This window comes from Pantoea trifolii (genome assembly GCF_024506435.1).
Taxonomy (GTDB): Bacteria; Pseudomonadota; Gammaproteobacteria; order Enterobacterales; family Enterobacteriaceae; genus Pantoea; species Pantoea trifolii.
The window spans coordinates 712,278-736,737 of sequence record NZ_JANIET010000001.1 but is presented as its reverse complement, the minus strand read 5'-3'; the positions used below and the strand labels follow the sequence as shown (position 1 = coordinate 736,737).

At 54.3% G+C, this 24,460-nt stretch carries 23 protein-coding genes and 1 other annotated feature; of the genes, 6 read left to right on the top strand and 17 right to left on the bottom strand.

What is annotated here, in order from left to right:
* Positions 1 to 6: 6 nt before the first annotated feature.
* Positions 7 to 945, bottom strand: coding sequence for a bifunctional riboflavin kinase/FAD synthetase (gene ribF / locus NQH49_RS03310; protein WP_256695569.1), 939 nt, complete (start codon positions 943 to 945; stop codon positions 7 to 9).
* Positions 946 to 1,263: 318 nt separating this feature from the next.
* Between ribF and rpsT the strand changes: the two genes are divergently transcribed.
* Positions 1,264 to 1,527, top strand: a complete 264-nt coding sequence (rpsT, locus tag NQH49_RS03305; RefSeq protein ID WP_036619798.1) for a 30S ribosomal protein S20 — start codon at positions 1,264 to 1,266, stop codon at positions 1,525 to 1,527.
* A 53-nt stretch (positions 1,528 to 1,580) separates the two neighbouring features.
* Here rpsT and nhaR read toward each other — a convergent pair whose 3' ends face one another.
* The 4 genes from nhaR to dnaK form a co-directional block, all read right to left on the bottom strand.
* A complete protein-coding gene (gene nhaR, locus NQH49_RS03300) occupies positions 1,581 to 2,483 on the bottom strand; it encodes a transcriptional activator NhaR (RefSeq protein WP_256695567.1) in 903 nt (300 codons plus the stop codon).
* Positions 2,484 to 2,518: 35 nt separating this feature from the next.
* Positions 2,519 to 3,697 carry a Na+/H+ antiporter NhaA gene (gene nhaA, locus NQH49_RS03295; protein WP_256695565.1) on the bottom strand — a complete coding sequence of 393 codons (1,179 nt, stop codon included), beginning with the start codon at positions 3,695 to 3,697 and terminating at the stop codon, positions 2,519 to 2,521.
* A 232-nt stretch (positions 3,698 to 3,929) separates the two neighbouring features.
* Positions 3,930 to 5,063, bottom strand: coding sequence for a molecular chaperone DnaJ (gene dnaJ / locus NQH49_RS03290; RefSeq protein ID WP_256695563.1), 1,134 nt, complete (start codon positions 5,061 to 5,063; stop codon positions 3,930 to 3,932).
* 104 nt (positions 5,064 to 5,167) lie between these two features.
* Positions 5,168 to 7,072, bottom strand: a complete 1,905-nt coding sequence (dnaK, locus tag NQH49_RS03285) for a molecular chaperone DnaK (protein ID WP_256695562.1) — start codon at positions 7,070 to 7,072, stop codon at positions 5,168 to 5,170.
* Positions 7,073 to 7,372: 300 nt separating this feature from the next.
* Between dnaK and satP the strand changes: the two genes are divergently transcribed.
* A complete protein-coding gene (gene satP, locus NQH49_RS03280; protein ID WP_256699406.1) occupies positions 7,373 to 7,933 on the top strand; it encodes an acetate uptake transporter in 561 nt (186 codons plus the stop codon).
* 39 nt (positions 7,934 to 7,972) lie between these two features.
* Here satP and NQH49_RS03275 read toward each other — a convergent pair whose 3' ends face one another.
* The 3 genes from NQH49_RS03275 to tal form a co-directional block, all read right to left on the bottom strand.
* Entirely contained in the window at positions 7,973 to 9,283 is a 1,311-nt protein-coding gene (locus tag NQH49_RS03275) for an MFS transporter (RefSeq protein WP_256698367.1), read from the bottom strand.
* Positions 9,284 to 9,393: 110 nt separating this feature from the next.
* Positions 9,394 to 9,981 carry a molybdopterin adenylyltransferase gene (mog, locus tag NQH49_RS03270; RefSeq protein WP_256698366.1) on the bottom strand — a complete coding sequence of 196 codons (588 nt, stop codon included), beginning with the start codon at positions 9,979 to 9,981 and terminating at the stop codon, positions 9,394 to 9,396.
* A 119-nt stretch (positions 9,982 to 10,100) separates the two neighbouring features.
* A complete protein-coding gene (gene tal / locus NQH49_RS03265) occupies positions 10,101 to 11,054 on the bottom strand; it encodes a transaldolase (RefSeq protein ID WP_061718163.1) in 954 nt (317 codons plus the stop codon).
* A 213-nt stretch (positions 11,055 to 11,267) separates the two neighbouring features.
* Between tal and yaaA the strand changes: the two genes are divergently transcribed.
* Entirely contained in the window at positions 11,268 to 12,044 is a 777-nt protein-coding gene (gene yaaA / locus NQH49_RS03260; protein WP_256698365.1) for a peroxide stress protein YaaA, read from the top strand.
* Positions 12,045 to 12,213: 169 nt separating this feature from the next.
* On the opposite strand, the gene thrC is transcribed toward yaaA, so the two are convergent.
* The 5 genes from thrC to NQH49_RS03240 all read right to left on the bottom strand — a co-directional run bounded on the left by thrC (position 12,214) and on the right by NQH49_RS03240 (position 17,945).
* Positions 12,214 to 13,497, bottom strand: a complete 1,284-nt coding sequence (thrC, locus tag NQH49_RS03255; RefSeq protein WP_154154288.1) for a threonine synthase — start codon at positions 13,495 to 13,497, stop codon at positions 12,214 to 12,216.
* Positions 13,498 to 13,500: 3 nt separating this feature from the next.
* Positions 13,501 to 14,430 carry a homoserine kinase gene (thrB, locus tag NQH49_RS03250; protein ID WP_008108677.1) on the bottom strand — a complete coding sequence of 310 codons (930 nt, stop codon included), beginning with the start codon at positions 14,428 to 14,430 and terminating at the stop codon, positions 13,501 to 13,503.
* 2 nt (positions 14,431 to 14,432) lie between these two features.
* Positions 14,433 to 16,895: a bifunctional aspartate kinase/homoserine dehydrogenase I gene (gene thrA / locus NQH49_RS03245; RefSeq protein WP_179451946.1), complete on the bottom strand. Its 2,463-nt coding sequence runs from the start codon at positions 16,893 to 16,895 to the stop codon at positions 14,433 to 14,435.
* Between the two features lie 26 nt (positions 16,896 to 16,921).
* Positions 16,922 to 17,044 (bottom strand) — a sequence feature (Thr leader region).
* Positions 16,980 to 17,051, bottom strand: coding sequence for a thr operon leader peptide (gene thrL / locus NQH49_RS23510; RefSeq protein WP_071531027.1), 72 nt, complete (start codon positions 17,049 to 17,051; stop codon positions 16,980 to 16,982). (Overlaps the previous feature by 65 nt.)
* 189 nt (positions 17,052 to 17,240) lie before the next feature.
* Positions 17,241 to 17,945 carry a tRNA/rRNA methyltransferase gene (locus NQH49_RS03240; protein ID WP_256698364.1) on the bottom strand — a complete coding sequence of 235 codons (705 nt, stop codon included), beginning with the start codon at positions 17,943 to 17,945 and terminating at the stop codon, positions 17,241 to 17,243.
* Between the two features lie 589 nt (positions 17,946 to 18,534).
* Here NQH49_RS03240 and arcA point away from each other — a divergent pair.
* Entirely contained in the window at positions 18,535 to 19,251 is a 717-nt protein-coding gene (gene arcA / locus NQH49_RS03235; protein WP_008108686.1) for a two-component system response regulator ArcA, read from the top strand.
* A 46-nt stretch (positions 19,252 to 19,297) separates the two neighbouring features.
* On the opposite strand, the gene creA is transcribed toward arcA, so the two are convergent.
* Positions 19,298 to 19,771, bottom strand: a complete 474-nt coding sequence (gene creA, locus NQH49_RS03230) for a protein CreA (protein WP_256698363.1) — start codon at positions 19,769 to 19,771, stop codon at positions 19,298 to 19,300.
* A 194-nt stretch (positions 19,772 to 19,965) separates the two neighbouring features.
* Between creA and robA the strand changes: the two genes are divergently transcribed.
* Entirely contained in the window at positions 19,966 to 20,844 is an 879-nt protein-coding gene (gene robA / locus NQH49_RS03225; protein ID WP_256698362.1) for an MDR efflux pump AcrAB transcriptional activator RobA, read from the top strand.
* Positions 20,845 to 20,895: 51 nt separating this feature from the next.
* Here the strand turns inward: robA and gpmB are convergent, their stop codons facing one another.
* Positions 20,896 to 21,543, bottom strand: a complete 648-nt coding sequence (gene gpmB, locus NQH49_RS03220; RefSeq protein WP_061718168.1) for a 2,3-diphosphoglycerate-dependent phosphoglycerate mutase GpmB — start codon at positions 21,541 to 21,543, stop codon at positions 20,896 to 20,898.
* A 51-nt stretch (positions 21,544 to 21,594) separates the two neighbouring features.
* Here gpmB and yjjX point away from each other — a divergent pair, with 51 nt between their 5' ends.
* Complete coding sequence (gene yjjX / locus NQH49_RS03215) at positions 21,595 to 22,116, top strand: inosine/xanthosine triphosphatase (protein ID WP_256698361.1); 522 nt, start codon at positions 21,595 to 21,597, stop codon at positions 22,114 to 22,116.
* Here yjjX and trpR read toward each other — a convergent pair.
* Both trpR and sltY read right to left on the bottom strand, forming a co-directional pair.
* Positions 22,113 to 22,436 carry a trp operon repressor gene (gene trpR / locus NQH49_RS03210; protein WP_008108696.1) on the bottom strand — a complete coding sequence of 108 codons (324 nt, stop codon included), beginning with the start codon at positions 22,434 to 22,436 and terminating at the stop codon, positions 22,113 to 22,115. The two genes, yjjX and trpR, sit on opposite strands and share 4 nt — an antisense overlap.
* A gap of 44 nt (positions 22,437 to 22,480) precedes the next feature.
* A complete protein-coding gene (gene sltY / locus NQH49_RS03205; protein WP_256698360.1) occupies positions 22,481 to 24,400 on the bottom strand; it encodes a murein transglycosylase in 1,920 nt (639 codons plus the stop codon).
* Positions 24,401 to 24,460 lie beyond the last annotated feature (60 nt).

The following is a 24,460-nucleotide window of genomic DNA, read 5'->3' as shown; positions in this document are numbered from 1 at the left end:
CGGTCATTAAACCGGTGTTTTTAGCCCAAAGAATTGGCGGGCCGTCACCACATCTTTCGCAATTTGTTCTTTCAGCGCGTCCAGCGAAGCGAAACGCTGTTCATCGCGAATCTTCTGTTTCAGCACCACTTCAATGTGACGCCCATAAAGATTCATATTTGTGTCGAGCAGGTGAACTTCAAGCTGCTGACGTAAACCTTTTACCGTTGGGCGCGTACCAATATTGGCCACGCCAGGCAGCGGCTGATCGCCGAGGCCCAACACTTCCACTGCAAACACGCCTTTAACCGGCGTAACGGTGCGACGCAAAGGGAGATTAGCCGTTGGGAAACCGATGGTGCGCCCGAGTGCATCGCCATGCACTACGCGACCTGAGATGCTGAACGGATGGCCCAGCAGCGCTTCGGCTTGCGCAAAATCATCCTGCGCCAGCGCCTGACGAACGGCGGTGCTGCTGATGCGCTTGCCGCTATCGCAATAAGTTTGGGTGCTGATGACCTCAAAGCCATACTCCGCACCGGCCTTCTGTAATAACAGGAAATCCCCCTGGCGACCAGCGCCGAAGCGGAAATCATCGCCGACGGCCAGGAACTTGACGTTGAGCTTGTCCACCAGCAATTCGGAAATAAAACTCTGCGCCGAATGCGCAGCGAAGCGACGATCAAAACGTAGGCAAAGTACGGCATCAACGCCCGCTTGTTCGAGGTATTTCAGCTTTTCACGCAAACGCGTAAGGCGCGCCGGGGCTTTATCGCCGGCAAACAGCTCAAGCGGTTGTGGCTCAAAGACCATCACCACCACCGGCAAATTGCGTTTTCGTCCCTCAGCAATTAATTCAGCCATCAAAGCCTGGTGGCCGCGATGTACGCCGTCGAAATTACCAATGGTCAGGACGCAGCCGCGATGCTGCTCTTTCAGATTATAAATACCGCGGATAAACTTCATGGCTGACTCAAACCGGTGGAAATCGGCGGATTATACCCTTGAATGGCGTTTAGGTTAACCCGTATACGTGCCTTTCCTGCTTCTGGCGCGGCTTATTCCACGCGTAGCCAGTTGCTTAGCAAGGATCTGAAGATTTTTGCTGCGAAATACTGTATTCAACGCCGCGTTGCTGGTAGAATCCTGCGCCATCAATTACGTAATCGAGTGTTGTTTTTAAAACGACGCTTATTTGCACAAATCCATTGACATAAGAAGGCGCAAAAGGCATAGTCCTCGGCCTTTGATTTGTCCATATAGATCACATTTGGGAGTTGGACCTTGGCTAATATCAAATCAGCTAAGAAACGCGCCGTAACATCTGAGAAACGTCGCAAGCATAACGCAAGCAACCGTTCAATGATGCGTACTTTCATCAAGAAAGTATACGCGGCTATCGCAACAGGCGACAAAGCTGCTGCGCAGAACGCATTCAACGAAATGCAACCACTCGTGGACCGTCAGGCTGCTAAAGGTCTGATCCACAAAAACAAAGCTGCACGTCATAAAGCAAACCTGACTGCACAGATCAACAAACTGGCTTAATCGCCTGTCTGTTTATCGCTTTGTAAAAAAGAACCGGCGCTTAGCCGGTTTTTTTATGCCTGCAATTCAGGGGTAAACAGCGCACTGAAGTCGCCATGGCAGATCCGCTGTACCGCCGGATGCTGAATCATCCGTTCGGCAAAAATCACGTGATACTCCTCCATCACCGCATCCAACCGTCCAATCTCTTTGATGGCGTCATCCCGGTAAATCTCGTCACCATACAGTGTGGGAGCCACAAATATCGCGTTGTTCAGCGCACCAAATGCCTTCATTAAGGCCGCATCATCAAACTCACCCAGAATCTCCACCTGCAAGCCCTGGCTGTGGATCCAGTTCAGCAGTTTGCGGCCCAGCATTGAGCGACGACCAGGAATCAGCAAGCGCCGCTCTTCCAGACAAGCGGGAAACGGCAGCTTAGGTAACGGCGTGTTGCACCAGAAGCTGATCGGACACTCGCCCAGCTTGACCGAAAACAGCCCTTCCTGCTGAGTGGAATCAATCGGGCAATCGGAAAGGATCATATCCAGCTTGTGTTGGCTCAGCTGTTCCAGCAGCATCTCATGCGTTGATTCAAAACAGCGTAAATGGATTCTCTCTTCAGCCACCACTGCCGCCTCCAGCACCTTACTCACCAGTTGCTTTGACAGCGCATCCGCCACGCCTACATCAAACAGCAGATGCGACTCTTTGCGGTAGTTAACGATATCGAGCATCTCCTGACTCAGCATGAACATGCGATCGGCATAGCGGAACACCAGTTGCCCAAGCTCATTGGGCACCAAACCGCGTCCCTGACGGCGAAACAGCACGCCGCCGAGTTGCTCTTCCAGCGATTTAATCTGGCCAGTAACCGTCTGTGGCGCCAGGCACAGCACATCCGCCGCACGCACCACCGAGCCGGTTTTACACACCTGCCAGAAATAGTAGAGATGATTAAAATTGAGCTGATTCATCGGCAAAAAAAGGAGGCTTTCGCCTCCTTCCTCTTTTAACGCAGTTTGATGCGCAGCAGCGTGTAACCAATGATCGCCGAAAGCAGCGAGCCACTGAGAATCCCCAGTTTGGAGAAGGTCACCAGTTGCTCGTGGGCGGCATCAAACGCCAGCGAACTAATAAAGATCGACATAGTAAAGCCGATACCGCACAGCACACCAATCGCCATGATATCGCGTAGGGTGGTGCCTCCCGGTAGTACCGCCAGCCGCCACTTCACTGCCAGCCAGCAGAACAACGTGATGCCCAACGGTTTACCAATCAGTAAGCCGAGAATGATGCCCAGCGGCTCTGGCGACAGCGCATCCATAAAGGTAATGCCGCTCAGCGAGATGCCGGCGTTAGCGAAAGCGAACAGCGGCAGAATCAGCCAGTTGACCCACGGCATCAAACCATGCGCCAGATGCTCGGCCGGAGAATGACCGTTCTTCTCTTCCAGCGGCACAAAGAAGCCAACAATCACGCCCGCTAATGTTGCGTGCACACCCGATTTGAGCACCGCCGTCCACAGCACAATGCCGACCAACATATAGATGGCAATGTTACGCACGCCGCAACGATTAAGAATCGCCAGCAGCACAATCGCACCCGCCGCCACGCTCAACGACAACACCGAAAGATCGCTGGTGTAGAACAGCGCGATGATCACGATAGCGCCAAGATCATCAATAATCGCCAGCGCCATCAGGAACACTTTCAGCGCGGTCGGCACGCGGCTGCCCAGCAGCGCCAGCACGCCCAAAGCAAAGGCGATATCGGTCGCGGTAGGAATTGCCCAGCCGTTACGTGCAATAGGATCGCCATGATTGAGCATCAGGAAAATCAGTCCCGGCATAACCATGCCGCCAATTGCCGCAATCACCGGGAAAATAGCGCGATCGCGGCTGGCAAGTTCACCGGTGATCAACTCACGTTTCACTTCCAAACCAATCACCAGGAAAAACAGCGCCATCATGGCATCGTTGATCCACAGCAGCAGGTTTTTGCTGATGTCTAACGCGCCAAAGCGAATTTGCACCGGCTCGGCAAGAAACGATTGATAACCTTGAGCGGTTTCTGCGCTGTTCGCCAAAATCATCGCCGCAACGGCCGCCAAAATCAGCACCATGCCGTTGCTGGCGTCACTGGCGATAAAGCTTTTCAGCAAGCTTCGAATAGAACGGGGTTTGTTCACAACTCCTCCTGAGTAGAGACATTTTGGCTGAGAAGTGTAGCGATTCAGACACCTCGTTAAAAGCAGCTTATATCTCGTTAATTGCTCGGCAATGCCGATGCATTATGAGGGCATTTCAGCTCATATCACACGCAAGGCAGGTTGAGCTTACATCAGGAGCGACCGTTTAGCGGCAAAACATAAAAAAAGCGGAGAGTTTCCTCTCCGCTTTGTGACTGCATAACTGATGGAATTAACGCGTTAAATCGTCAAAGAACTTCTTCACACCGTCGAGGAAGCTTTTGGAGCGCGGACTGTTTTTCTCGCCGCTCGGGCCACCAAAACTCTCTTCCAGTTCGCGCAGCAACGCTTTCTGTTTGTCGTTGAGGCTGACTGGCGTTTCCACCACCACACGACACAGCAAATCACCCACCGCACCGCCACGCACCGATTTCACGCCTTTACCGCGCATGCGGAACAGCTTGCCGGTTTGCGTTTCAGAAGGCACTTTCAGGTTCACGCGGCCATCAAGCGTTGGCACTTCAATCTCGCCACCCAATGCTGCCATCGCGAAATTAATCGGCACTTCGCAATACAGGTTGTTATCTTCACGCTCGAAGATCGGGTGTTTTTTCACCGAAACCTGAACGTACAGATCGCCCGCTGGTGCGCCGTGTTCGCCCGCTTCACCTTCGCCGGTTAGACGAATGCGATCGCCGGTATCCACGCCTGCAGGGATTTTCACCGACAGGGTTTTACTGCGCTCAACACGACCGTGTCCATGACAAGCATTGCACGGATCCTTGATCACTGAACCGCGACCGTGACAGGTCGGACACGCCTGCTGCACGGTGAAGAAGCCCTGACGCATCTGCACCTGGCCTGCGCCATGACAAGTATGACAGGTCTGCGGTTTGGTCCCCGCTTTCGCGCCGCTGCCGTGGCAGACATCGCACTCTTCCAGAGTTGGAATGCGGATCTCTTTGGTCACGCCGCGTACCGCTTCTTCCAGCGTTAGCTCCATGTTGTAGCGTAAATCGGCGCCACGTGAGGCACGCTGACGGCGGCCACCACCAAAAATATCGCCAAATACGTCGCCAAAGATATCGCTGAAGTCAGCACCGCCGCCGCCGAAGCCGCCACCGCCGCCCATGCCACCTTGTTCAAAGGCTGCATGACCATATTGGTCGTAAGCCGCACGCTTCTGTGCGTCGGTCAGAATTTCGTAGGCTTCCTTAATTTCTTTAAACTTTGCTTCGGCTTCTTTATTGTCCGGATTACGGTCCGGATGGTATTTCATCGCCAGGCGCTTGTAAGCCTTTTTGATTTCACGCTCATCTGCGGATTTAGAGACGCCTAAGATCTCGTATAAATCATTCTTAGCCATATTTGTTCTGCCCTTAACATGATCGCACGGGCGTGGAGAGATCTCCTACGCCCGTGCTGGTTTCAACGGCTGTCAGGCCAGCCATCGCGCCCGGTCAGGGGCAATTATTTTTTGTCTTTAACTTCTTCGAACTCAGCGTCGACAACGTCGTCTTCTTTCTGTGCAGAAGCATCGCCTGCATCAGCTGCCTGACCCTGCTGCTGTGCCAGCTCCATCAGTTTGCTGGACACTTCCATCAATGCCTGCATTTTGGCTTCGATTTCCGCTTTGTCTTCGCCTTTCAGCGCGGTGTTCAGCTCGGTCAACGCCGCTTCGATTGGTGCTTTGTCGTCTGCAGACAGTTTGTCGCCCGCTTCGTCCAGTTGCTTACGGGTGCTGTGCGAAATCTGATCGCCCTGGTTACGGGTCTGAACCAGCTCTTCGAACTTGCGGTCAGACTCGGCGTTCGCTTCCGCGTCACGCACCATTTTTTCGATCTCTTCTTCATTCAGACCAGAAGAAGCCTTGATGGTGATCTTCTGCTCTTTACCGCTGTTTTTGTCTTTCGCCGACACGTGCAGGATACCATCCGCATCAATATCGAAGGTGACTTCGATCTGCGGCATACCGCGCGGTGCAGCCTGGATACCGTCGAGGTTGAACTGGCCCAGTGATTTGTTATCGCCTGAACGCTTACGCTCACCCTGCAGCACGTGAATGGTCACGGCAGACTGGTTATCTTCAGCAGTCGAGAACACTTGGCTGTGTTTGGTTGGGATGGTGGTGTTCTTGCTGATCAGCGACGTCATCACGCCGCCCATGGTTTCGATACCCAGTGACAGCGGAGTTACGTCCAGCAGCAGAACGTCTTTCACTTCACCCGCCAACACGCCACCCTGAACCGCAGCACCAACAGCTACTGCTTCATCCGGGTTCACGTCTTTACGTGGCTCTTTACCGAAGAACTCAGTCACTTTAGCCTGAACCATTGGCATACGCGTTTGACCGCCTACCAGGATCACGTCGTTGATGTCTGAAACAGACAGACCCGCATCTTGCAGAGCCACTTTCAACGGCTCGATTGAGCGAGAAACCAAATCCTCAACCAGTGATTCCAGTTTCGCACGCGTTACTTTGATGTTCAGGTGCTTAGGACCGGTCGCATCCGCCGTGATATACGGCAGGTTAACGTCAGTCTGCTGGGCTGAAGAGAGCTCGATTTTGGCTTTCTCTGCCGCTTCTTTCAGACGCTGCATGGCCAGCGGATCGTTGTGCAGATCGATGCCCTGATCTTTCTTAAATTCGGCCACCAGATAGTTAATCAGACGGCTATCGAAGTCTTCACCACCCAGGTGGGTATCACCGTTGGTTGCCAGAACTTCAAAGGTTTTCTCGCCATCAACGTCGTCGATCTCAATGATTGAGATATCGAAAGTACCGCCGCCCAGGTCGTATACCGCGATGGTGCGGTTGCCCTGACCTTTATCCAGACCGTAAGCCAGTGCAGCTGCGGTTGGTTCGTTGATGATACGTTTTACTTCCAGACCCGCGATACGGCCGGCGTCTTTGGTCGCCTGACGCTGCGCATCGTTGAAGTAAGCTGGAACGGTGATAACCGCTTCAGTGACTGCTTCACCGAGGAAATCTTCCGCGGTTTTCTTCATCTTTTTCAGCACTTCAGCAGAGATCTGCGGCGGTGCCATTTTCTGGCCTTTCACGTCCAGCCATGCGTCGCCATTATCCGCGCCGATGATTTTGTAAGGCATGATTTTGATATCACGCTGTACTTCTTCGTCCTGGAAGCGACGGCCAATCAGGCGCTTAATCGCAAACAGGGTATTCTGCGGGTTGGTCACAGACTGACGTTTAGCCGGTGAACCAACCAGAGTTTCGCCATCCTGTGCATACGCAATGATCGACGGCGTGGTGCGGTCGCCTTCGGCGTTTTCCAGCACGCGTGCTTTACCACCATCCATAACTGCAACACATGAGTTGGTTGTACCCAAGTCAATACCAATAATCTTACCCATCTAAACATCTCCCACTTAAATTCTTTGCCAATTAGGGTTGTGAAACAGAGATGCGGTCAAACTGACCACTTTCAACTGCTGAAGCAGGCTTTTTTTGCTGCCTCACAACGCTCGATGACAAGTAAATGGGGCCGGTTCGATGCGCATCAAGGGTTAAAACTAAAAAAAATTTCATTCTCTGGTCGATTCAGATCAAAGTTGGCCAAAAAGAGGCCGCTTATTATGCAGCGCCTCGCGCCACCAGCGGTTTGCGCGGGGGTAAAACACTAACAACATCTTCAACGCTGCTTCTGAGGAATTATGAGCAATACCACGCTGGCGAATCCCGCCCCGTTGGGCCTGATGGGATTCGGTATGACCACCATCCTGCTCAACTTACACAACACTGGCCTGTTTGCGATGGATGTGATCATCCTGGCGATGGGTATTTTCTACGGCGGCATCGCGCAAATTTTTGCCGGGCTGCTGGAGTATAAGAAAGGCAACACCTTCGGGCTGACCGCCTTTACCTCTTACGGCAGCTTCTGGTTAACGTTAGTGGCGATTCTGCTGCTGCCGAAACTGGGGCTGGCAGAGGCAGCCGACGGCCACTTCCTTGGCGCCTATCTCGCGCTGTGGGGCGTGTTCACCGCGTTCCTGTTCGTCGGCACGCTCAACTCAACGAAAATGCTGCAGTTCATCTTCGCCAGCCTGACGCTGCTGTTTGCGCTGCTGGCTATCGGCCACCTGACCGATAACGCGGGGCTGCTGCGCTTTGCTGGCTGGGTTGGCATCATTTGCGGATCGAGCGCGTTCTATCTGGCGATGGGCGAAGTGTTGAATGAGAAGTTTGGTCGTACGGTATTGCCGATTGGCGAGTAACAAATGAAAAAGCGGAGCTGCTTGGCTCCGCTTTTTGCATTATGACGAGTGCAGCGACATATCCAACTGCGCATGCTGCTGACGGCTATCGCGCCACAGCCAGATGCCCACCATAAAGCCAATCATCGCCAGCGCCAGCACATACCAGGCCGGTGCCATTGGCGTCAGGCTCATCATCAGCGTCACGCTAATTGGCGTCAGGCCACCAAAAATCGCGTAAGCAACATTGTAAGAGAACGAGATGCCGGTAAAGCGCACTGCCGCCGGGAACGCGCGCACCATCACAAACGGCACCACGCCTACCACGCCAACGCTCAGGCCCGCTAAGCCATACCAGATAAACAGCATTTCCGGCGAGCTGCCCAGTTGATGGAAGAAGTTCCAGCTGCCGATTGCCAGCAGTAATGAACCAACCATCAGCGATCGCGCCGCACCAAAACGATCCACCAGCCATCCGGCGATAACGCAACCCAGCAGCAGCATGATGGTGGCGAAGCTGTTGGCTTGCAGACTGAGCGCGGCAGGAATGCCGTGCTGTTTCTGCATCAGTGTTGGCGCCATCAAAATCACCACCACAATGCAGGCCGACAGCAGCCAGGTCAGCAGCATCGAAATCACGATGCCGCGCTTATGACTGGCGAGGATGGTTTGCAGCGGCATTTTTTCTGCCAGCGCTTTGCGCTGCTGCATCTGCTGGAACACCGGCGTTTCATGCAGCCAGCGACGCAGATACATCGCCAGCAGGCCAAACACCCCGCCGAGGAAGAAGGGAATGCGCCAGCCGTGATCGCGAATCGCAGCAGGCGACAGCGTGGTATTCAAAACCGTTGCCACCAGCGAACCGAGCAGAATGCCGGCGGTTAAGCCCGCCGTCAGCGTGCCGCAGGCAAAACCGATGCGTTTTTCGGGCACATGTTCGGCGACAAACACCCACGCGCCTGGCACTTCACCGCCAATAGCCGCGCCTTGCAGCACGCGCATCAGCAACATCAACAGCGGCGCAGCGATGCCGATGCTGGCATAAGTGGGCAATGCACCCATTGCTAACGTCGGCAGCGCCATCAACAGAATGCTGAGGCTGAACATCTTCTTACGCCCAACCTTGTCACCAAAGTGCGCCATGATGATGCCGCCTAACGGACGCGCCAGATAACCGGCAGCAAAGATGGCGAAGGTCTGCACCTGACGCAGCCATTCGGGGATATCAGGCGGGAAGAACAGCTCGCCGATCACGGCGGCAAAGAAGACGAAGATAATGAAGTCGTAGAATTCCAGCGCCCCACCAAGGGCGGCCAGCGACAGGGTTTTGTAATCCTGTCCATTGAGTCGACGCGTTGCGTGCGTATCCATAATCCAGCGGTATCCAGAGGCAAAACAACTTGTGTAAAGATTGAATTACTATACCGTCAATATTTTGCCACACCAGTGCCGCTGAATTTTATGCCTGAAAATGCCGATTTTTAGTCATTTGTCTCACGACGAGCGCTTTTGGGGCGAAAAGCTGCTACCACATCGGCATGTGTTTCCACATAGGGCCCTTCCAGAAGCTGTAAACAATAAGGTACAGCAGCAAAAATCCCCTGCACCTTCACCGTCCCATCTTCCGCTTTCAGTCCTTCAAGCGTCTCTTTAATGGATTTCGGCTGACCCGGCAGATTGAGGATTAGCGACTGCTTGCGAATCACGCCAACCTGACGCGACAAAATGGCGGTCGGCACAAATTGCAGGCTGATTTGACGCATCTGCTCGCCGAAGCCTGGCATTTCACGGTCGGCGACCGCCAGCGTGGCATCCGGCGTCACATCACGTCGCGCAGGCCCGGTACCGCCGGTGGTGAGCACCAAATTGCAGAACAGCTCATCGACCAGCTCGCAGATCGCCTGCTCAATCATGGGTTGCTCATCCGGCACCAGACGCGTTTCGATTTCAAACGGCGTCGCCAGCGCGGCGGCGAGCCAGCTCTCTAACGCCGGAATGCCCTGATCCTGATAGATGCCGTTAGCAGCACGATCGGAAACGGAAATTAATCCAATTCGTAAAGTATCCATAGAGTTATCGCTGTGGTTGGCTGCAAGGCAGCAAATGACGTGGGAAGTAAAAGGATAATACAGGAAGTGCGGGAAAAACGTAAAACCGTGGCAGCCTGTCGCCGCCACGGCCAATCACCTTACAGCAGTTCGGCGATCATCTTCTCAAGTTTGCCCTGATCGATGGCAAAGTTGCGGATACCTTCAGCCAGTTTGGTCACCGCCATTGGATCCTGGTTATGCTGCCAGAAGAACTCAGCTTCAGTCATCTTCGCTGGACGCGCTTTCACTTCGCCGGTGTAGCTCAGTTTACGCTCAACGGTACCTTCGCTCTCAGCCAGCTCTTTCAGCAGGCCCGGAGAGATGGTCAGACGGTCGCAGCCCGCCAGCTCAATGATTTCGCCAACGTTACGGAAGCTCGCGCCCATCACCACGGTTTCATAGCCGTGTTGCTTGTAGTAGTTGTAGATTTCAGCCACAGATACCACGCCTGGATCTTCGTGTGCTGCGTACTCTTTCTTATCGGTGTTCTGCTTGTACCAGTCGAGGATACGGCCAACGAATGGAGAGATCAGGAACACGCCGGCTTCGGCACACGCACGCGCCTGCGCGAAGGAGAACAGCAGCGTCAGGTTACAGTTGATGCCTTCTTTTTCCAGCTGCTCAGCAGCACGGATACCCTGCCAGGTTGACGCCAGTTTGATCAGGATACGGTCATTGCTAATGCCCGCATCGTTGTACAGTTTGATCAGGCTACGCGCTTTAGCGATGCTCGCTTCAGTGTCGTAAGAGAGGCGCGCATCCACTTCTGTCGAGATGCGACCTGGAATCAGTTTGAGAATTTCCAGACCAATGTTGACGGCCAGCTTGTCTGATACCAGCGCCAGTTGTTCTTCTTTATTGCTGCTCTGCTGACGCGCCCAGGTAATGGCTTCGTCGATCAGTTTGCGGTATTCAGGGATTTGAGCGGCGTTGAGAATCAAAGAAGGGTTGGTGGTCGCATCTTGCGGCTGGTAAAGCTTCATTGCCGCGATATCACCGGTGTCGGCGACCACAGTAGTCAGCTGACGCAAGGAAGTAAGTTTGTCCGTCATGGTTCTCTTTCTCTTAGGTTGACTGTCAGGGTGTAAAAGGCTGTTGCGATAATATCACGCACAAGTGACGGCGCAACACCACGAAGTGCCCTTTACGATAGCGCTAACAAATGGGAGCGATTTGCCGATCCATGCCGCTTTTTTGCTACACTCTTTGCGACATTTTTCCCTTCAATTCCCTGATTAACCTGCGGGTCAAAGAGGACGTACACGATGCTGATGGTTATCTCGCCAGCGAAGACACTGGACTATGAAAGCCCGCTGGCGACACAACGTTTTACCCAACCGGCGCTGTTAGAAAAATCACACCAATTAATTGACGTTGCGCGCGATCTTTCACCGTCGCAGATCAGTTCACTGATGGGTATCAGCGACAAGCTGGCGCACCTGAATGCCGATCGTTTTAACCAATGGCAGCCGCCCTTCTCGCTGGAGAATGCGCGTCAGGCGATTCTGGCGTTCAAAGGCGATGTGTATACCGGTTTGCAGGCCGAAACCTTTAGTGACAACGATTTCGATTTTGCCCAGCAGCACCTGCGCATGTTGTCCGGATTATACGGTCTGCTGCGTCCGCTTGATTTGATGCAACCTTATCGCCTTGAAATGGGCATCAAGCTGGCCAATCCGGCTGGCAAAGATCTTTATGGTTTCTGGGGCGATTTGCTGACCGAGAAGTTAAACGAGGCGATTGCTGAGCAAGGTGATGACGTGCTGATCAATCTGGCATCCGATGAATATTTCAAAGCCATCAAGCCGAAGAAACTCAACGCCGAGTTGATCAAGCCGGTGTTCCTGGATGAGAAGAACGGCAAGTTCAAAGTCATCAGCTTCTACGCCAAGAAAGCGCGCGGTTTGATGAGCCGCTATGTGATTCAGAACCGCCTGACCAAGCCAGCGCAGCTGAAGAAATTCGATGTGGATGGGTATTTTCTTGATGGGGCGGAAAGCAGCGAGAACGAATTGGTGTTTAAGCGCCGCGAGCAGAAATAGTTCAGCGAGCGCTGTCCTCCTCCTCGGTCCGTGCTTGCTGTCCCCCTCCTTGGTCCTCCCCCATAAATGGGGGAGGAAGATGCTGCAATATGATAGTTGGGAAGCTGCATGTGGCAGCATCTCCTTCCCCCGCTTGCGGGGGAAGGCCGGGATGGGGGACAACGAGCACTTACTTCAGCAAAAACGCGCGCAGTTCAGCGAAATCGCCTTTCAGATTGTGCGACAGCAGCGGCAAGTCGGCGCGCTCGGCCAGCTCTTTCGGCAGCGGCAGATCCTGACCTAAAATCTCGTCCACGCTCTCTTTGAACTTCGCCGGATGCGCAGTGCCGAGGAACAGGCCATATTCGCCCTCCTGCAGGTTGTCGCGCAGCAGACGATAAGCAATCGCTGCATGCGGTTCAGAGATGTAGCCAATCTCAGCCAGCTCGCGCATGGTGGATTTGGTGGTTTCATCAGATACCGCGCCATACGCCAGATCGGTCAAGCGCCAGGTTTTGCGGCGGAACAGCTCTTCCACGCGCGGCCAGTTGTTTGGCTGGCTGACATCCATGGCGTTCGACAGCGTTGCTACCGTGGCGTTTGGCTGCCATGCACCGTTGCCGAGGAAGCGTGGCACGGTATCGTTCGCATTGGTCGCCGCGATAAAGCGCTTGATCGGCAGACCCAATGATTTCGCCAGCAAACCCGCCGTTAAGTCACCGAAGTTGCCGCTCGGCACCGATACCACCAGCTGATTGCGCTTCTCTTGTGGCAGCTGCGCTACCGCTTCGAAGTAGTAGCAAATTTGCGCCAGCAGACGGCTGATGTTGATGGAGTTCGCCGAGTTGAGGCCGATCGCCTTCTTCAGTTCTTCATCATCAAACGCCTGTTTCACCAGTGCCTGACATGCATCGAAATCACCTTCAACCGCGATGGTTTCGATGTTGCCGCCCAACGTACAGAACAGTTTCTCCTGCAGCGGGCTGATTTTGCCCTGTGGATAGAGAATCACCACGCGCACGTTTTCCATGCCGTAGAAGGCATGCGCCACCGCTGCGCCGGTATCGCCGGACGTGGCGGTCAGAATGGTGATCTGCTCATCCGCACCGCTCACATAGGAGAGCATCTGCGCCATAAAGCGGCCGCCGAAGTCTTTGAACGCCAGCGTTGGGCCGTGGAATAGCTCGAGGCAAGCCACATCATCGCTGACCTTCGCCACTGGTGCCGGGAAAGCAAAGGCGTTTTTCACGCGCTCGGCCAGCTGATGCGCGGCAATTTCATCACCAATATAGGCAGAGAGAATTTTGCTGCTGCGGCTGACGAAATCCATCTCCAGCATGGCATCGATATCGGTCAGTTCGAATTCCGGCAGTTCGAGCGGGAAAAACAGCCCTTGCTGCGAGCCAAGGCCCTGTTTCACGGCCTGAGCAAAACTAACCTGCTCGTTGTGATCCTTAAGGTTGTAGAGTTTCATGCGTTATCCCAATTTACGTGCGCCAGCCGTATCAAGACGGCAGATGTGGACGAAACCTTCTTCATTCTGCAGATAGTGCTGGCTTAGCCAGTCCGCCATCCGCTGTGCCGTTGCCATCTCGTTGCAAACAGCGAAAAGTGTCGGGCCGGAACCCGAAATACCGCAGGCCAGCGCGCCAATATCCTGCGCCGCTTTACGCGCATCGGCGAAGCCTGGCAGCAGTTTGGTGCGATATGGCTCGGCGATAACATCCTGCATAAGTTTAGCCGCAAGCCCAGGCTGACGCGTATGACAGGCATGAATAAAGCCTGCCAGCAGGCGACCGTGCTTGATGGCATCCTCTTTGCGGTATTGTGCCGGCAGAATGGCGCGCGCTTCGGCGGTGGAGACTTTGATCCCCGGATACGCCATCACCCACAGCCATTCGTCAAAGCACGGCACGTCCTGACTGATAATGCCGTTCTCTTCAATCATCAGCTGCACGCCGCCAAGGAAGCACGGTGCAACATTATCAAAGTGTACGCTGCCGGAAATACGACCTTCCAGCTCGCCCATCAACGCCAGCAGTTCGGTATCGTTGAGCGGTTTGCCGCAGAATTCGTTCATCGCCATCAAGCCAGCAACCACCGAACAGGCGCTTGAACCGAGTCCGGAACCGATCGGCATATTCTTTTCCAGCGTCATCGCCACCGGAACTTGCTTACCAATCGCCTGGCAAAAACGCTCCCAGCACTGATAAACGATGTTCTCCTGAGGATTGGTCGGCAGTTTGCTGACAAAGCGCCCGGAGTTTACCAGGCTGAAGCTGTCGGCGGCTTCGACGGAAACGCAGTCACCCAACAAGGTACCATCCACCGGCGAAACCGCCGCGCCCAGCACATCAAAGCCGACGCTGACGTTACCTATCGAGGCCGGTGCATAAATTTTTACCATCATTAAACTCCCAACTTCCACGACAGCGTACGCAGCAGGTCCGCAAACACGCCTGCTGCTGTGACATCATTTCCCGCGCCATATCCACGCAGAACCAGCGGGATGGGCTGATAGTAGCGGCTGTAGAATGCCAGCGCATTCTCACCATTTTTCACTTTGTACAGTGGATCGTTGCCGTCCACCGCATCAATTTTCACTTTGCAAACGCCACCTTCTTCAATCGCGCCGACGAAGCGTAATACTTTACCTTCGTCACGCGCTTTGGCAACGCGCGCGGCAAAGGCGTTATCCAGTTCCGGCAGACGCTCCATAAACTGCTCAACGTCAGCGATCTCGGTCAGACTGGCGGGCAGCAGCGGTTCGATTTCGATATCACTGAGCTCCAGCTGATGTCCCGCTTCACGTGCCAGAATCAGCAGCTTACGCGCCACATCGGTGCCAGAAAGATCGTCACGCGGATCCGGCTCGGTAAAGCCCATCTCGCGCGCCATTTTGGTTGCTTCCGACAACGAAACGCCTTCATCAAGCTTGCCGAAGATAAAGGAGAGCGAACCTGACAGAATACCGGAGAACTTGATCAGTTCATCACCGGCGTTCATCAGGTTTTGCAGGTTTTCGATCACCGGCAAACCGGCGCCAACGTTGGTGTCGTACAGGAATTTACGGCGCGATTTCGCTGCCGCTGCACGCATCTGCTGGTAGTAGTTCCACGACGAGGTGTTGGCCTTTTTGTTCGGCGTCACCACGTGGAAACCTTCGGCGAGGAAATCGGCATACTGATCGGCAACCGCCTGGCTGGAAGTACAATCGACGATCACCGGATTCAGCAGATGATACTCCTTCACCAAACGCATCAGGCGACCGAGATTGAACGGCTCTTTGGCTTCGTTCAGTTCTGCCTTCCAGTTACTGAGATCGATACCGTGCACGTTGGTGAGCAGCGCACGCGAGTTAGCGATACCGCATACGCGCAGATCGATATGCTTCTGTTTCAGCCATGTCTGCTGACGATGCAGCTGATCCAGTAGCGCCGCGCCGACACCGCCAACGCCAACCACGAACACTTCGATTACCTGATCGGTGGCGAACAGCATCTGATGCACCACACGCACGCCGGTGGTGACTTCATCGTTGCTCACCACCACCGAAATGGAACGCTCAGATGAACCCTGCGCAATCGCCACGATATTGATATTGGCACGCGCCAGCGCCGAGAAGAATTTGGCCGAGATGCCGCGCAGCGTGCGCATGCCATCGCCAACCACCGAGATCACCGCCAGCTGTTCCAGCACGTCCAGCGGATCGAGCAAGCCATCTTTCAACTCCAGATAGAACTCCTCTTCCAGCACGCGACGCGCACGCGCCTGCTCGCTTTGCGGTACGCAGAAGCTGATGCTGTATTCCGAAGAGGATTGGGTGATCAGTACCACTGAAATGCCGGTGCGTGACATCGCCGCGAAAACGCGCGCCGCCATGCCGACCATGCCTTTCATGCCCGGTCCTGATACGTTGAACATCGCCATATTATTCAGGTTGGTGATGCCTTTAACCGGATTTTCATCCAGCTCGCCTTCGCCACCGATTAAGGTGCCCGGCGCTTGCGGGTTAGCCGTGTTTTTGATCAGGCAAGGAATCTGGAACTGGGCGATAGGTGCGATGGTACGCGGATGCAGCACTTTGGCGCCAAAATAAGAGAGCTCCATCGCCTCCTGATACGACATCGATTTCAGTAAGCGCGCGTCAGGTACCTGCCGCGGGTCGCAGGTATAAACGCCGTCAACATCGGTCCAGATTTCACAACAGTCAGCGCGCAAACACGCAGCCAACACCGCGGCGGAGTAATCAGAGCCGTTACGGCCCAGCACCACCAGTTCGCCCTTCTCGTTTCCGGCGGTGAAACCGGCCATCAGGATAAAGTGATCGGCCGGGATCTGGCTGGCGGCGATGCGGCGCGTAGATTCGGCGATATCAACGGTGGATTCAAGGTAATGACCAATCGCCAGCAGCTTCTCCACCGGATCGATCACGGTGACTTTGTGGCCGCGCGCCTGCAGCAGCGCTTCCATAATCGCAATCGACAGCTTCTCGCCACGGCAGATGATGGCAGCATTAACGGCGTCCGGGCATTGGCCCAGCAGGCTGATGCCATGCAGCACCTGTTTCAGCTGCGCAAACTCCAGCTCAACGCGGGTTTTCAGTCCGTCGTAATCAAAGCCCGGCTGCGCGTCACGCAAGCCTTGCAGCAGGTCGGCAAAAATACGTTCGGCATCACTGATATTCGGCAAGGTGTCGAGGCCGCTGATGGTTTTCTCAATCATCGCCACCAGATGATTGGTAATTTTTGCTGGTGCAGAGAGAACGGTCGCAACCTGTCCCTGTTGTGCATTGCTTTCCAGAATATCCGCCACACGGAGAAAACGTTCCGCATTGGCTACTGAGGTTCCGCCGAATTTCAGCACTCGCATAGTTAAAGCTCTCCTGAATTTTTGCCGAAAAAAAAGCCCGCACTGTTTAGGTGCGGGCTTTTTTCTTTGTTTTTCCTGTATGCGTCAGCCCGCACCGTTACCTGTGGTAATGGTGGTGGTAATAATAATTGTGGTGTTCAGGCTGAGTTTACGCATTTAGATTTTTTTCTGTCTGTCTTTGTCTTGTCCGTCTGCCTTCCAGAAGTAAAGCAAAGCGCACGTTAAGTCAACGAATTTGTCTTAGCCGCGCCATCCCTGGCGCTGCGCAGTGCTGCGCTTAATAAAGCAAAAATTATTGCGATTATTCAGGAGATGCGGCGGATTCCCGCATCAGTCACTAGCAACTCAGGATTTATCCGAGCAATTATCTATAAGTTTTTTTTCTACGTCATGTAACAAACGATGCAGCATGGCGCTGTCACGCTTTTCCAGCAGGCCGATACGCTGATCGATCCAGTCCGCCATTTTGACGTCATCACTCACATCCAGCTTAACCAGCAACTGGTGGAAGCGCTGGCGCAATGCCTGCAGTTGGTGCTCGTTCGCCACTTCCGCAGTCTCAGCCGCTATCTGATTGAGCGCTGACAGTTGATAGCAATACACCATCACCGCCTGACCGAGATTCAACGACGGATAAGCATTGGCCATCGGGATGCCGGTCAACAGATCGACCAGCTCCAGTTCTTCATTGGTTAAGCCACTGTCTTCACGGCCAAACACCAGCGCGATGCGGCTCAGCCATTGGCGCTTCTCCTGCAGGATGTTTTCAACCTGCGCAGGCGTGGCGTAATAGCGGAATTTCGCACGGCTGCGCGCGGTAGTTGCCACGGAAAAATCAACATCTTTTAGCGCCTCGCTCAGCGTGGCGTAGGTTTTGACGTTATCGAGAATCTCACCGGCGCCGTGCGCCACGCGCCGTGCTGCCGGATCTTGCCAGGCATCGCTGGCCACAATGCGCAGCTCACTAAAACCCATGGTTTTCATGGCGCGGGCAGCCGCGCCGATATTTTCCGGACGGGCGGGAGAGACAAGGATTAAGGGGAAATGCATGATTTTTCCATCGAACTGTTAACAACTCGCATTATGTTGGCATGCAGGAGAGAAAATACCAACTGCGGCTAGCAGAGAAAATAAGATGTTAACGATGTTAAAAGAGGGATAAATCCAGCTGTAGTAGAAATTAGCAGGCATAAGCAAAATTATATGACCTATTTAATATAAAACCCTTTTCTTTCATATCATTAAAATATAATTTCCTGCGTGTTTTAGTTTTGGCTGTATAAGGGATAAATGTAGCAAAAATGCTGCATTTTGTGAGCTAAACTAGCAATCCTGGAGAAGTTTTTCATAAAAGTGTTAACGTGCTACACTTGCATTTGATATAAGTCAACGAAGCGTTGTTTTTATGCTTATCGGTTGTTGTTGGTGCTGTTAGGTTGCTGTTAATACGGTTAGGATGAGCGCCTGTCCGATATCCTCGGGGCGTGCAAATATCCATCCTGACTGGCTGAGCTAACACTGAAGTTGACGTAGATGGATGGTGTATTCCGAAGATTATTTCGTATACCGGTTGCAGCAAAATAGCGTAACCGACGTACGCCCTGTTTTCGATTTGTTGGCAAATTTTAGGTAGCGAAACATGCAGACCCCGCACATTCTTATCGTTGAAGACGAACTGGTCACGCGTAACACCCTCAAAAGTATCTTTGAGGCAGAAGGTTACGTGGTCTATGAAGCCACCGACGGCGCCGAGATGCATCAGGTTTTGACGGAAAATGACGTCAACCTGGTGATTATGGATATCAACCTGCCAGGTAAAAACGGTTTGCTGCTGGCACGCGAACTGCGTGAACAAGCAAACGTCGCGCTGATGTTCCTGACCGGCCGTGATAATGAAGTGGATAAAATCCTCGGTCTGGAAATCGGTGCCGATGATTACATCACCAAACCGTTCAATCCGCGTGAGTTGACGATTCGTGCACGCAACTTGCTGTCGCGTACCATGAATCTGGCGATGCCAAGCGAAGAGCGACGTACGGTTGAAAGCTATCGCTTTAATGGTTGGGAGCTGGATATCAACAGCCGCTCACTGATCAGCCCGAACGGCGACCAGTACAAGCTGCCGCGCAGTGAATTCCGCGCCATGCTGCACTTCTGTGAGAACCCAGGCAAAATCCAGACGCGTGGTGACTTACTGAAGAAGATGACCGGCCGCGAGCTGAAGCCGCATGACCGTACCGTGGATGTCACCATCCGCCGCATCCGTAAGCATTTCGAATCCACGCCAGATACGCCAGAAATCATTGCCACTATTCACGGCGAAGGTTACCGCTTCTGCGGCGAATTGCAGGATTAAGAGTTGAAAGAAAAAACGCCCGTCAGGGCGTTTTTTTATGTCTGCATTAATGCCATGGCATAATCGGCACGGCGCTCAGCGCATTTTTCGGCGATCCATCCACCACTTTGTCAGAATAGCTTAGGTACACCAGCGCATGACGTTTCTGGTCAAAGAAGCGCACCACCTGCAGCTTCTTAAACACCAGCGATGTGCGCTTTTTGAATACCACTTCACCTTGTGCCTTGCCTTGTGCGATTTTCTCGCTAAGCTCTACCGGTCCCACCTGTTGACAGGAGATGGCCGCGTCGGACGTGTCTTCCGCCAAACCTAATCCCCCTTTGATACCGCCGGTTTTTGCCCGGCTGATATAACAGGTTACATTTTTTACGTCCGGGTCATCGAAGGCTTCCACCACGATCTTATGATCGGGGCCGAATATCTTGAACACCGTGTCAACTGAGCCGATCTCTTCGGCCTGAACGCCAGCACTGAATGCATATGTTGCCAACGTGATTATAAGAATACGAGCTATTGTCATTGAGTTACCATTGCCAATCGAATAGATGAGAATGTAATGTACTGTCAATCGAACACAGAACCAAATCTAAACGGGTTTCAACCCGCATTGACTTAGCACACTCGATTAGCAAACCGCCCCCACGCTTTTGTGCATTTCGTGCTATTATTCGACGACTTCATAGTTGCGCCACCAGAGAGTTATGAGGATGTTTTATGGACCAAGCCGGTATCATTCGCGATTTGCTTGTCTGGCTGGAGAGCCATCTGGATCAACCGCTTTCATTAGATCACGTTGCGCAGAAAGCAGGCTATTCCAAGTGGCATCTGCAGCGGATGTTCAAGGAAGTAACCAGCCACGCGATTGGTGCGTATATTCGCGCGCGTCGGCTGTCGAAAGCCGCGGTGGCATTACGCCTGACCAGCCGCCCCATCCTCGACATCGCTTTACAATATCGCTTCGACTCGCAGCAGACCTTTACCCGTGCGTTTAAAAAGCAGTTCAATCAAACGCCTGCCTGGTATCGTCGCTCGTCGGAGTGGAACTCGTTTGGCATTCGCCCACCGATTCGCCTCGACGATAACAGCATTCCGGAAGCGCAGTTTGTTACGCTGCCTGAAACAGTGCTGGTCGGCCAAACGCAGAGTTACTCCTGCACGCTGGAGCAGATTTCCAGCTACCGCGATGAGATGCGCATGCATTTCTGGAAACAGTTCCTGCTGGAAACCGACACGGTGCCGCCAGTGCTGTACGGCCTGCATCAGGTGCGTGCCAGCCAGGAAAAGGATGATGAGCAGGAGATTCTCTACACCACTGCGGTGCCTGCCGATCAGCTGGCAAAAAGCATGCAGTCGAATCAGAGCGTGGTGTTGGAAGCGGGCGATTATGTTCAGTTCACCTACAACGGTGCGCGCAGCGCGCTGGGTGAATTCATCCTGCTGCTGTACGGCACCTGCATGCCGACGCTGGGATTAGTGCGTCGTCAGGGACAGGACATCGAGCGTTTCTTCACGCACGGTGGTAAGAAGCGGAGCGAGCCGCCAACGGAAATCCGCTGCGAATACCTGATTCCGATTCGCCCACAGAACCATTAATCCGTTCGTAGGGTCGCCATTCATGGCGACCTCTTTATTCATCACATCCGATCAGCGCTGCAACTCATCCAGCGCAGGCGCATCCAGATGCGACACATCCCCCGCCGTCTCAACCACCCAACCGGCCGCCAGCCACGCGCTCTGCTGATGATCCACGCGTGAAATCGAGCAGTTACGCAGACGTAAACGACGCTCCGCATGCGCAGGCAAACCGAGAATGGTGCTGACCAGCACGCCCAGCGCCATGCCGTGGCTGACAATCAGTGGACGGCTACCCGCAGGCAGCTCAAGCAGCGCATTCAGCGCTTCGTGCATACGCGCTGCCATTTCCGCCATCGATTCGCCACCCGGAATACGCCCAGCCGTAGTGCCATCCACCAGCGTTTTACGCCAGTTTTCCTCTTCTTCGGTTAAGCCGTCGAGTGGACGTTGTTCCAGGCAGCCCATATTCAGCTCACGCAGACGCGCATCGAGCGTAACGGTGCAGCCACACGCGTCGGCGATAATCTCTGCCGTACGCCGCGTACGTCCCAAATCGCTGGCTATCACGTGAGTAATGCCCAGCGATTTCACCCGCTCGCCCACCTGATGCGCCTGCTGCTCACCTTTTTCCGTTAACGGGCTGTCAGACTGCCCCTGAATGCGTCGGGCCGCATTCCATACCGTTTCACCGTGACGAACAAGATAGACCTGTAGCATGCTTAATTTCCGTTATACTGCGACAAATTTGCCTCGAGGGTTCAAACAATTATGTACCATGTTGTCGCAGCCACCATCAACCCGGCAAAAATTCGCGCGATTGCTCAGGCGTTCAACGACGTTTTCGGCGAAGGATCCTGCCACATCGACGGGGTTAAGGTCGAGAGCGGCGTCTCAGCCCAGCCACTTAGTGATGTTGAAACGCGAACTGGCGCACGCCAGCGGGTAGAGAACGCGCGTCAGGCGCGTCCACAGGCCGATTACTGGGTGGCGATTGAAGCGGGCATTGAAGGCGATTGCGCCTTTGCGTGGATGGTGATTGAAAACGCGCAGCAGCGCGGGGAATCACGTTCGGCCAGCTTTACGCTGCCGCCGATTGTCGTGACAGGCTTAGCTGCCGGGCATGAATTGGGTGATGAGATGGCACGCTTAACCGGCGTGGAGAATATCAAACACAAAGGCGGCGCGATTGGAGCCTTAACCCACGGCCTGCTGAGCCGCTCCAGCGTCTACCATCAGGCGTTGATTCTGGCGCTGTGTCCGTTCACGCATCCGCTGTACAGCCAGCGTTAATCGCGGCCGAGACGCGCTTCCAGCCAGCGTTTTAGCTCTGGCGGCGCCTCTTTCAGACTGTTGGAGCCACGTGTAATGGTGGCAATGCCCACGCCTAACTCATTCTTCAGTTCACGCTGGCTCATCTCGCCGCTCATCAACTCTTCAATAATGCGCAAACGCGTCCCGTAGGATTCACGTTCATCCGGCGTCATCATCAGTTGTAATAAGGGCAGCGCTACGCCATCGGCAAACGCGTTTTGCATCAGTTCGATAAAACGCAGCCAGTTATCTTCAACAGGCTGAGCCGATTCCGGCTGGGAAGAAAGGGGTTGGCTCATGAAGGGCTTCCGTACTCATTAACGAGTACGGAAGCATAGCACAGTCAATACTGGCGATTCCACTCACTGTCGGCGAGAATCTTGTCCGGTTTGCCCATGAAGTAGCGGTAATAGGCATCGTAGGCCAACACGTTTTTCACGTAGCCACGCGTTTCTGAGAACGGAATGGTTTCGATAAACGCCACCGCATCCAGATTACCGCCGCTGGTTTTCTGCCAGCTGCGCACGCGTCCCGGACCGGCGTTATAGGCGGCCGTGGAGAAGATGCGATTCTGACCAAACTGCTGATAGACGTACTCCAGATACTGCGTCCCGATCTGAATATTGGTCTGCGGATCCAGCAGCTGGCTGCTGTTCACATAGCCGGGAATGTTATACATCTTCACGGTATGCGTCGCTGTGCCAGGCATCACCTGCATCAATCCGCTGGCGCCCACCGGTGAACGCGCTTTCGGGTTCCACGCGCTCTCCTGACGCGAAATCGCCATCGCATAACTCTGCGGAATGCCTTTGTCGCTGGTGTATTGCTGATACAGATTTTGCCACGCCAGCGGGAAGCGCTCTTTCAGGCTATCCCACATTTTTGCAGTGATGGTGGCCTGCACGCTGAGATCCCACCAATCCTGCTCGTTAGCGTAACGCGCCAGCATCTGCTGCTGCGAACGGGTTTTGCTGGAGATCAGATTGGCCCATTCGCTGCGCGCCAGGTTATCCAATCCCCAATACATCAGCTCGCGCACGCGTGCCATTTCCGCACCTTGCGTCACGCTGCTATCAGCTGCCGGTGCCTTATCGACCTGCAACGGATACTCCACGCCCAAGCGCTGCGCCGCGACCATCGGATAGAAGCCGCGCGCCTGCATCAGCTTACGCAGAATATCGTTGGCTTCCTCTTTGCGGCCTTGCGAAATCAGCAGATCGGCCTGCCAGTATTGCCACTCATCTTTCTCTTTGGCTTCCACCGGCAAACGCGCGATCCAGGTATTGAGACCACGACGATCGTTCTGGCTCAGCGCCAGCCGTACGCGGCGCTCCACCAGCGCGGTGGATTCGCTGTTCATCACCACCGCATCACGCCAGCGTGCCTGCTCGCTGGTGAGATCCGCGCCCATCATGCGCCACACCACAGTCTCTTTCAGATCCTGCTCATCGGCCTGGCTCATCTTCTGCGCCTGCACAAGTTGCGGGATCATCATGCGCGCGTTGTCCATATCCTCACGCGCCACACGGGCGAAGGCGTAGCTGGTCGCCATGCGGGTGAAATCGGTTGGCCCCATGGTGCTGGCAAAGGTGGTAACGGTTTGCGGATTCTGCTGCAGCGCAATCAGCGCGCTGGCGGTGGTTTGATAATCCGCCGGCAGCATTTTCGCCAGGTAATTCACCAGGCTGTCGTTACCGGCTTTCATCGCCAGACGAATGCGCTCGAGAATGGTAATCGGCGAGAGTTGCCCGCTGGCCTGCCATACCGAGAACAGTTTGTCGCAGTCGTTCGGCAATGCGGTGCCGCGCAGCCAAATCTCTTTCGCACCGGCAAATGCCGCCTGCTGCTGGCCAGTGGCCCACTTGGCGTAATACCAGTTACAGCGCGCCTGCACCGGCTTGGGTTCATCCGGGCTGAAGCTGAGCAGACCCTGCCAATCCTGGCGGTTCGCCAGCACATTCACAAAGCGCGTTGAGAGCGAGCGCGCCGGTGGCAGCGTGGGATACTGTTGAATAAAGTTCTTCACCGCCAGCGGCGTCTCTTGATCGAGATCTTGCGCCAGCAGGCGATATTGCAGATACGGGTAGAGCGGATAATCCTGCAGCGTCGGCATCAGCTGCGTCACCTGGTCCATCTGCTTGTTATCCCAGGCTTGCTTGATTTGCGCATAGCGCTGTCGCTGCTGATCCAGCGAATCGGCCCATACGCTGCTGGCCGTGCTGACCAGACAGATCCCTAGCATCCAGTAACGCCACTTCTCCATTACGCTCTCCTCTCAGTGCTGCGATCCAGCTCATGCCAGACATCCTTCATGCTAACCAGG

Coding starts and splice junctions, on each gene's coding strand:
- ribF (WP_256695569.1), bottom strand. CDS start 945: ATGAAGTTTATCCGCGGTATTTATAATCTGAAAGAGCAGCATCGCGGC.
- nhaR (WP_256695567.1), bottom strand. CDS start 2,483: ATGAATCAGCTCAATTTTAATCATCTCTACTATTTCTGGCAGGTGTGT.
- dnaJ (WP_256695563.1), bottom strand. CDS start 5,063: ATGGCTAAGAATGATTTATACGAGATCTTAGGCGTCTCTAAATCCGCA.
- dnaK (WP_256695562.1), bottom strand. CDS start 7,072: ATGGGTAAGATTATTGGTATTGACTTGGGTACAACCAACTCATGTGTT.
- satP (WP_256699406.1), top strand. CDS start 7,373: ATGAGCAATACCACGCTGGCGAATCCCGCCCCGTTGGGCCTGATGGGA.
- NQH49_RS03275 (WP_256698367.1), bottom strand. CDS start 9,283: ATGGATACGCACGCAACGCGTCGACTCAATGGACAGGATTACAAAACC.
- mog (WP_256698366.1), bottom strand. CDS start 9,981: ATGGATACTTTACGAATTGGATTAATTTCCGTTTCCGATCGTGCTGCT.
- tal (WP_061718163.1), bottom strand. CDS start 11,054: ATGACGGACAAACTTACTTCCTTGCGTCAGCTGACTACTGTGGTCGCC.
- yaaA (WP_256698365.1), top strand. CDS start 11,268: ATGCTGATGGTTATCTCGCCAGCGAAGACACTGGACTATGAAAGCCCG.
- thrC (WP_154154288.1), bottom strand. CDS start 13,497: ATGAAACTCTACAACCTTAAGGATCACAACGAGCAGGTTAGTTTTGCT.
- thrB (WP_008108677.1), bottom strand. CDS start 14,430: ATGGTAAAAATTTATGCACCGGCCTCGATAGGTAACGTCAGCGTCGGC.
- thrA (WP_179451946.1), bottom strand. CDS start 16,895: ATGCGAGTGCTGAAATTCGGCGGAACCTCAGTAGCCAATGCGGAACGT.
- NQH49_RS03240 (WP_256698364.1), bottom strand. CDS start 17,945: ATGCATTTCCCCTTAATCCTTGTCTCTCCCGCCCGTCCGGAAAATATC.
- arcA (WP_008108686.1), top strand. CDS start 18,535: ATGCAGACCCCGCACATTCTTATCGTTGAAGACGAACTGGTCACGCGT.
- creA (WP_256698363.1), bottom strand. CDS start 19,771: ATGACAATAGCTCGTATTCTTATAATCACGTTGGCAACATATGCATTC.
- robA (WP_256698362.1), top strand. CDS start 19,966: ATGGACCAAGCCGGTATCATTCGCGATTTGCTTGTCTGGCTGGAGAGC.
- gpmB (WP_061718168.1), bottom strand. CDS start 21,543: ATGCTACAGGTCTATCTTGTTCGTCACGGTGAAACGGTATGGAATGCG.
- yjjX (WP_256698361.1), top strand. CDS start 21,595: ATGTACCATGTTGTCGCAGCCACCATCAACCCGGCAAAAATTCGCGCG.
- trpR (WP_008108696.1), bottom strand. CDS start 22,436: ATGAGCCAACCCCTTTCTTCCCAGCCGGAATCGGCTCAGCCTGTTGAA.
- sltY (WP_256698360.1), bottom strand. CDS start 24,400: ATGGAGAAGTGGCGTTACTGGATGCTAGGGATCTGTCTGGTCAGCACG.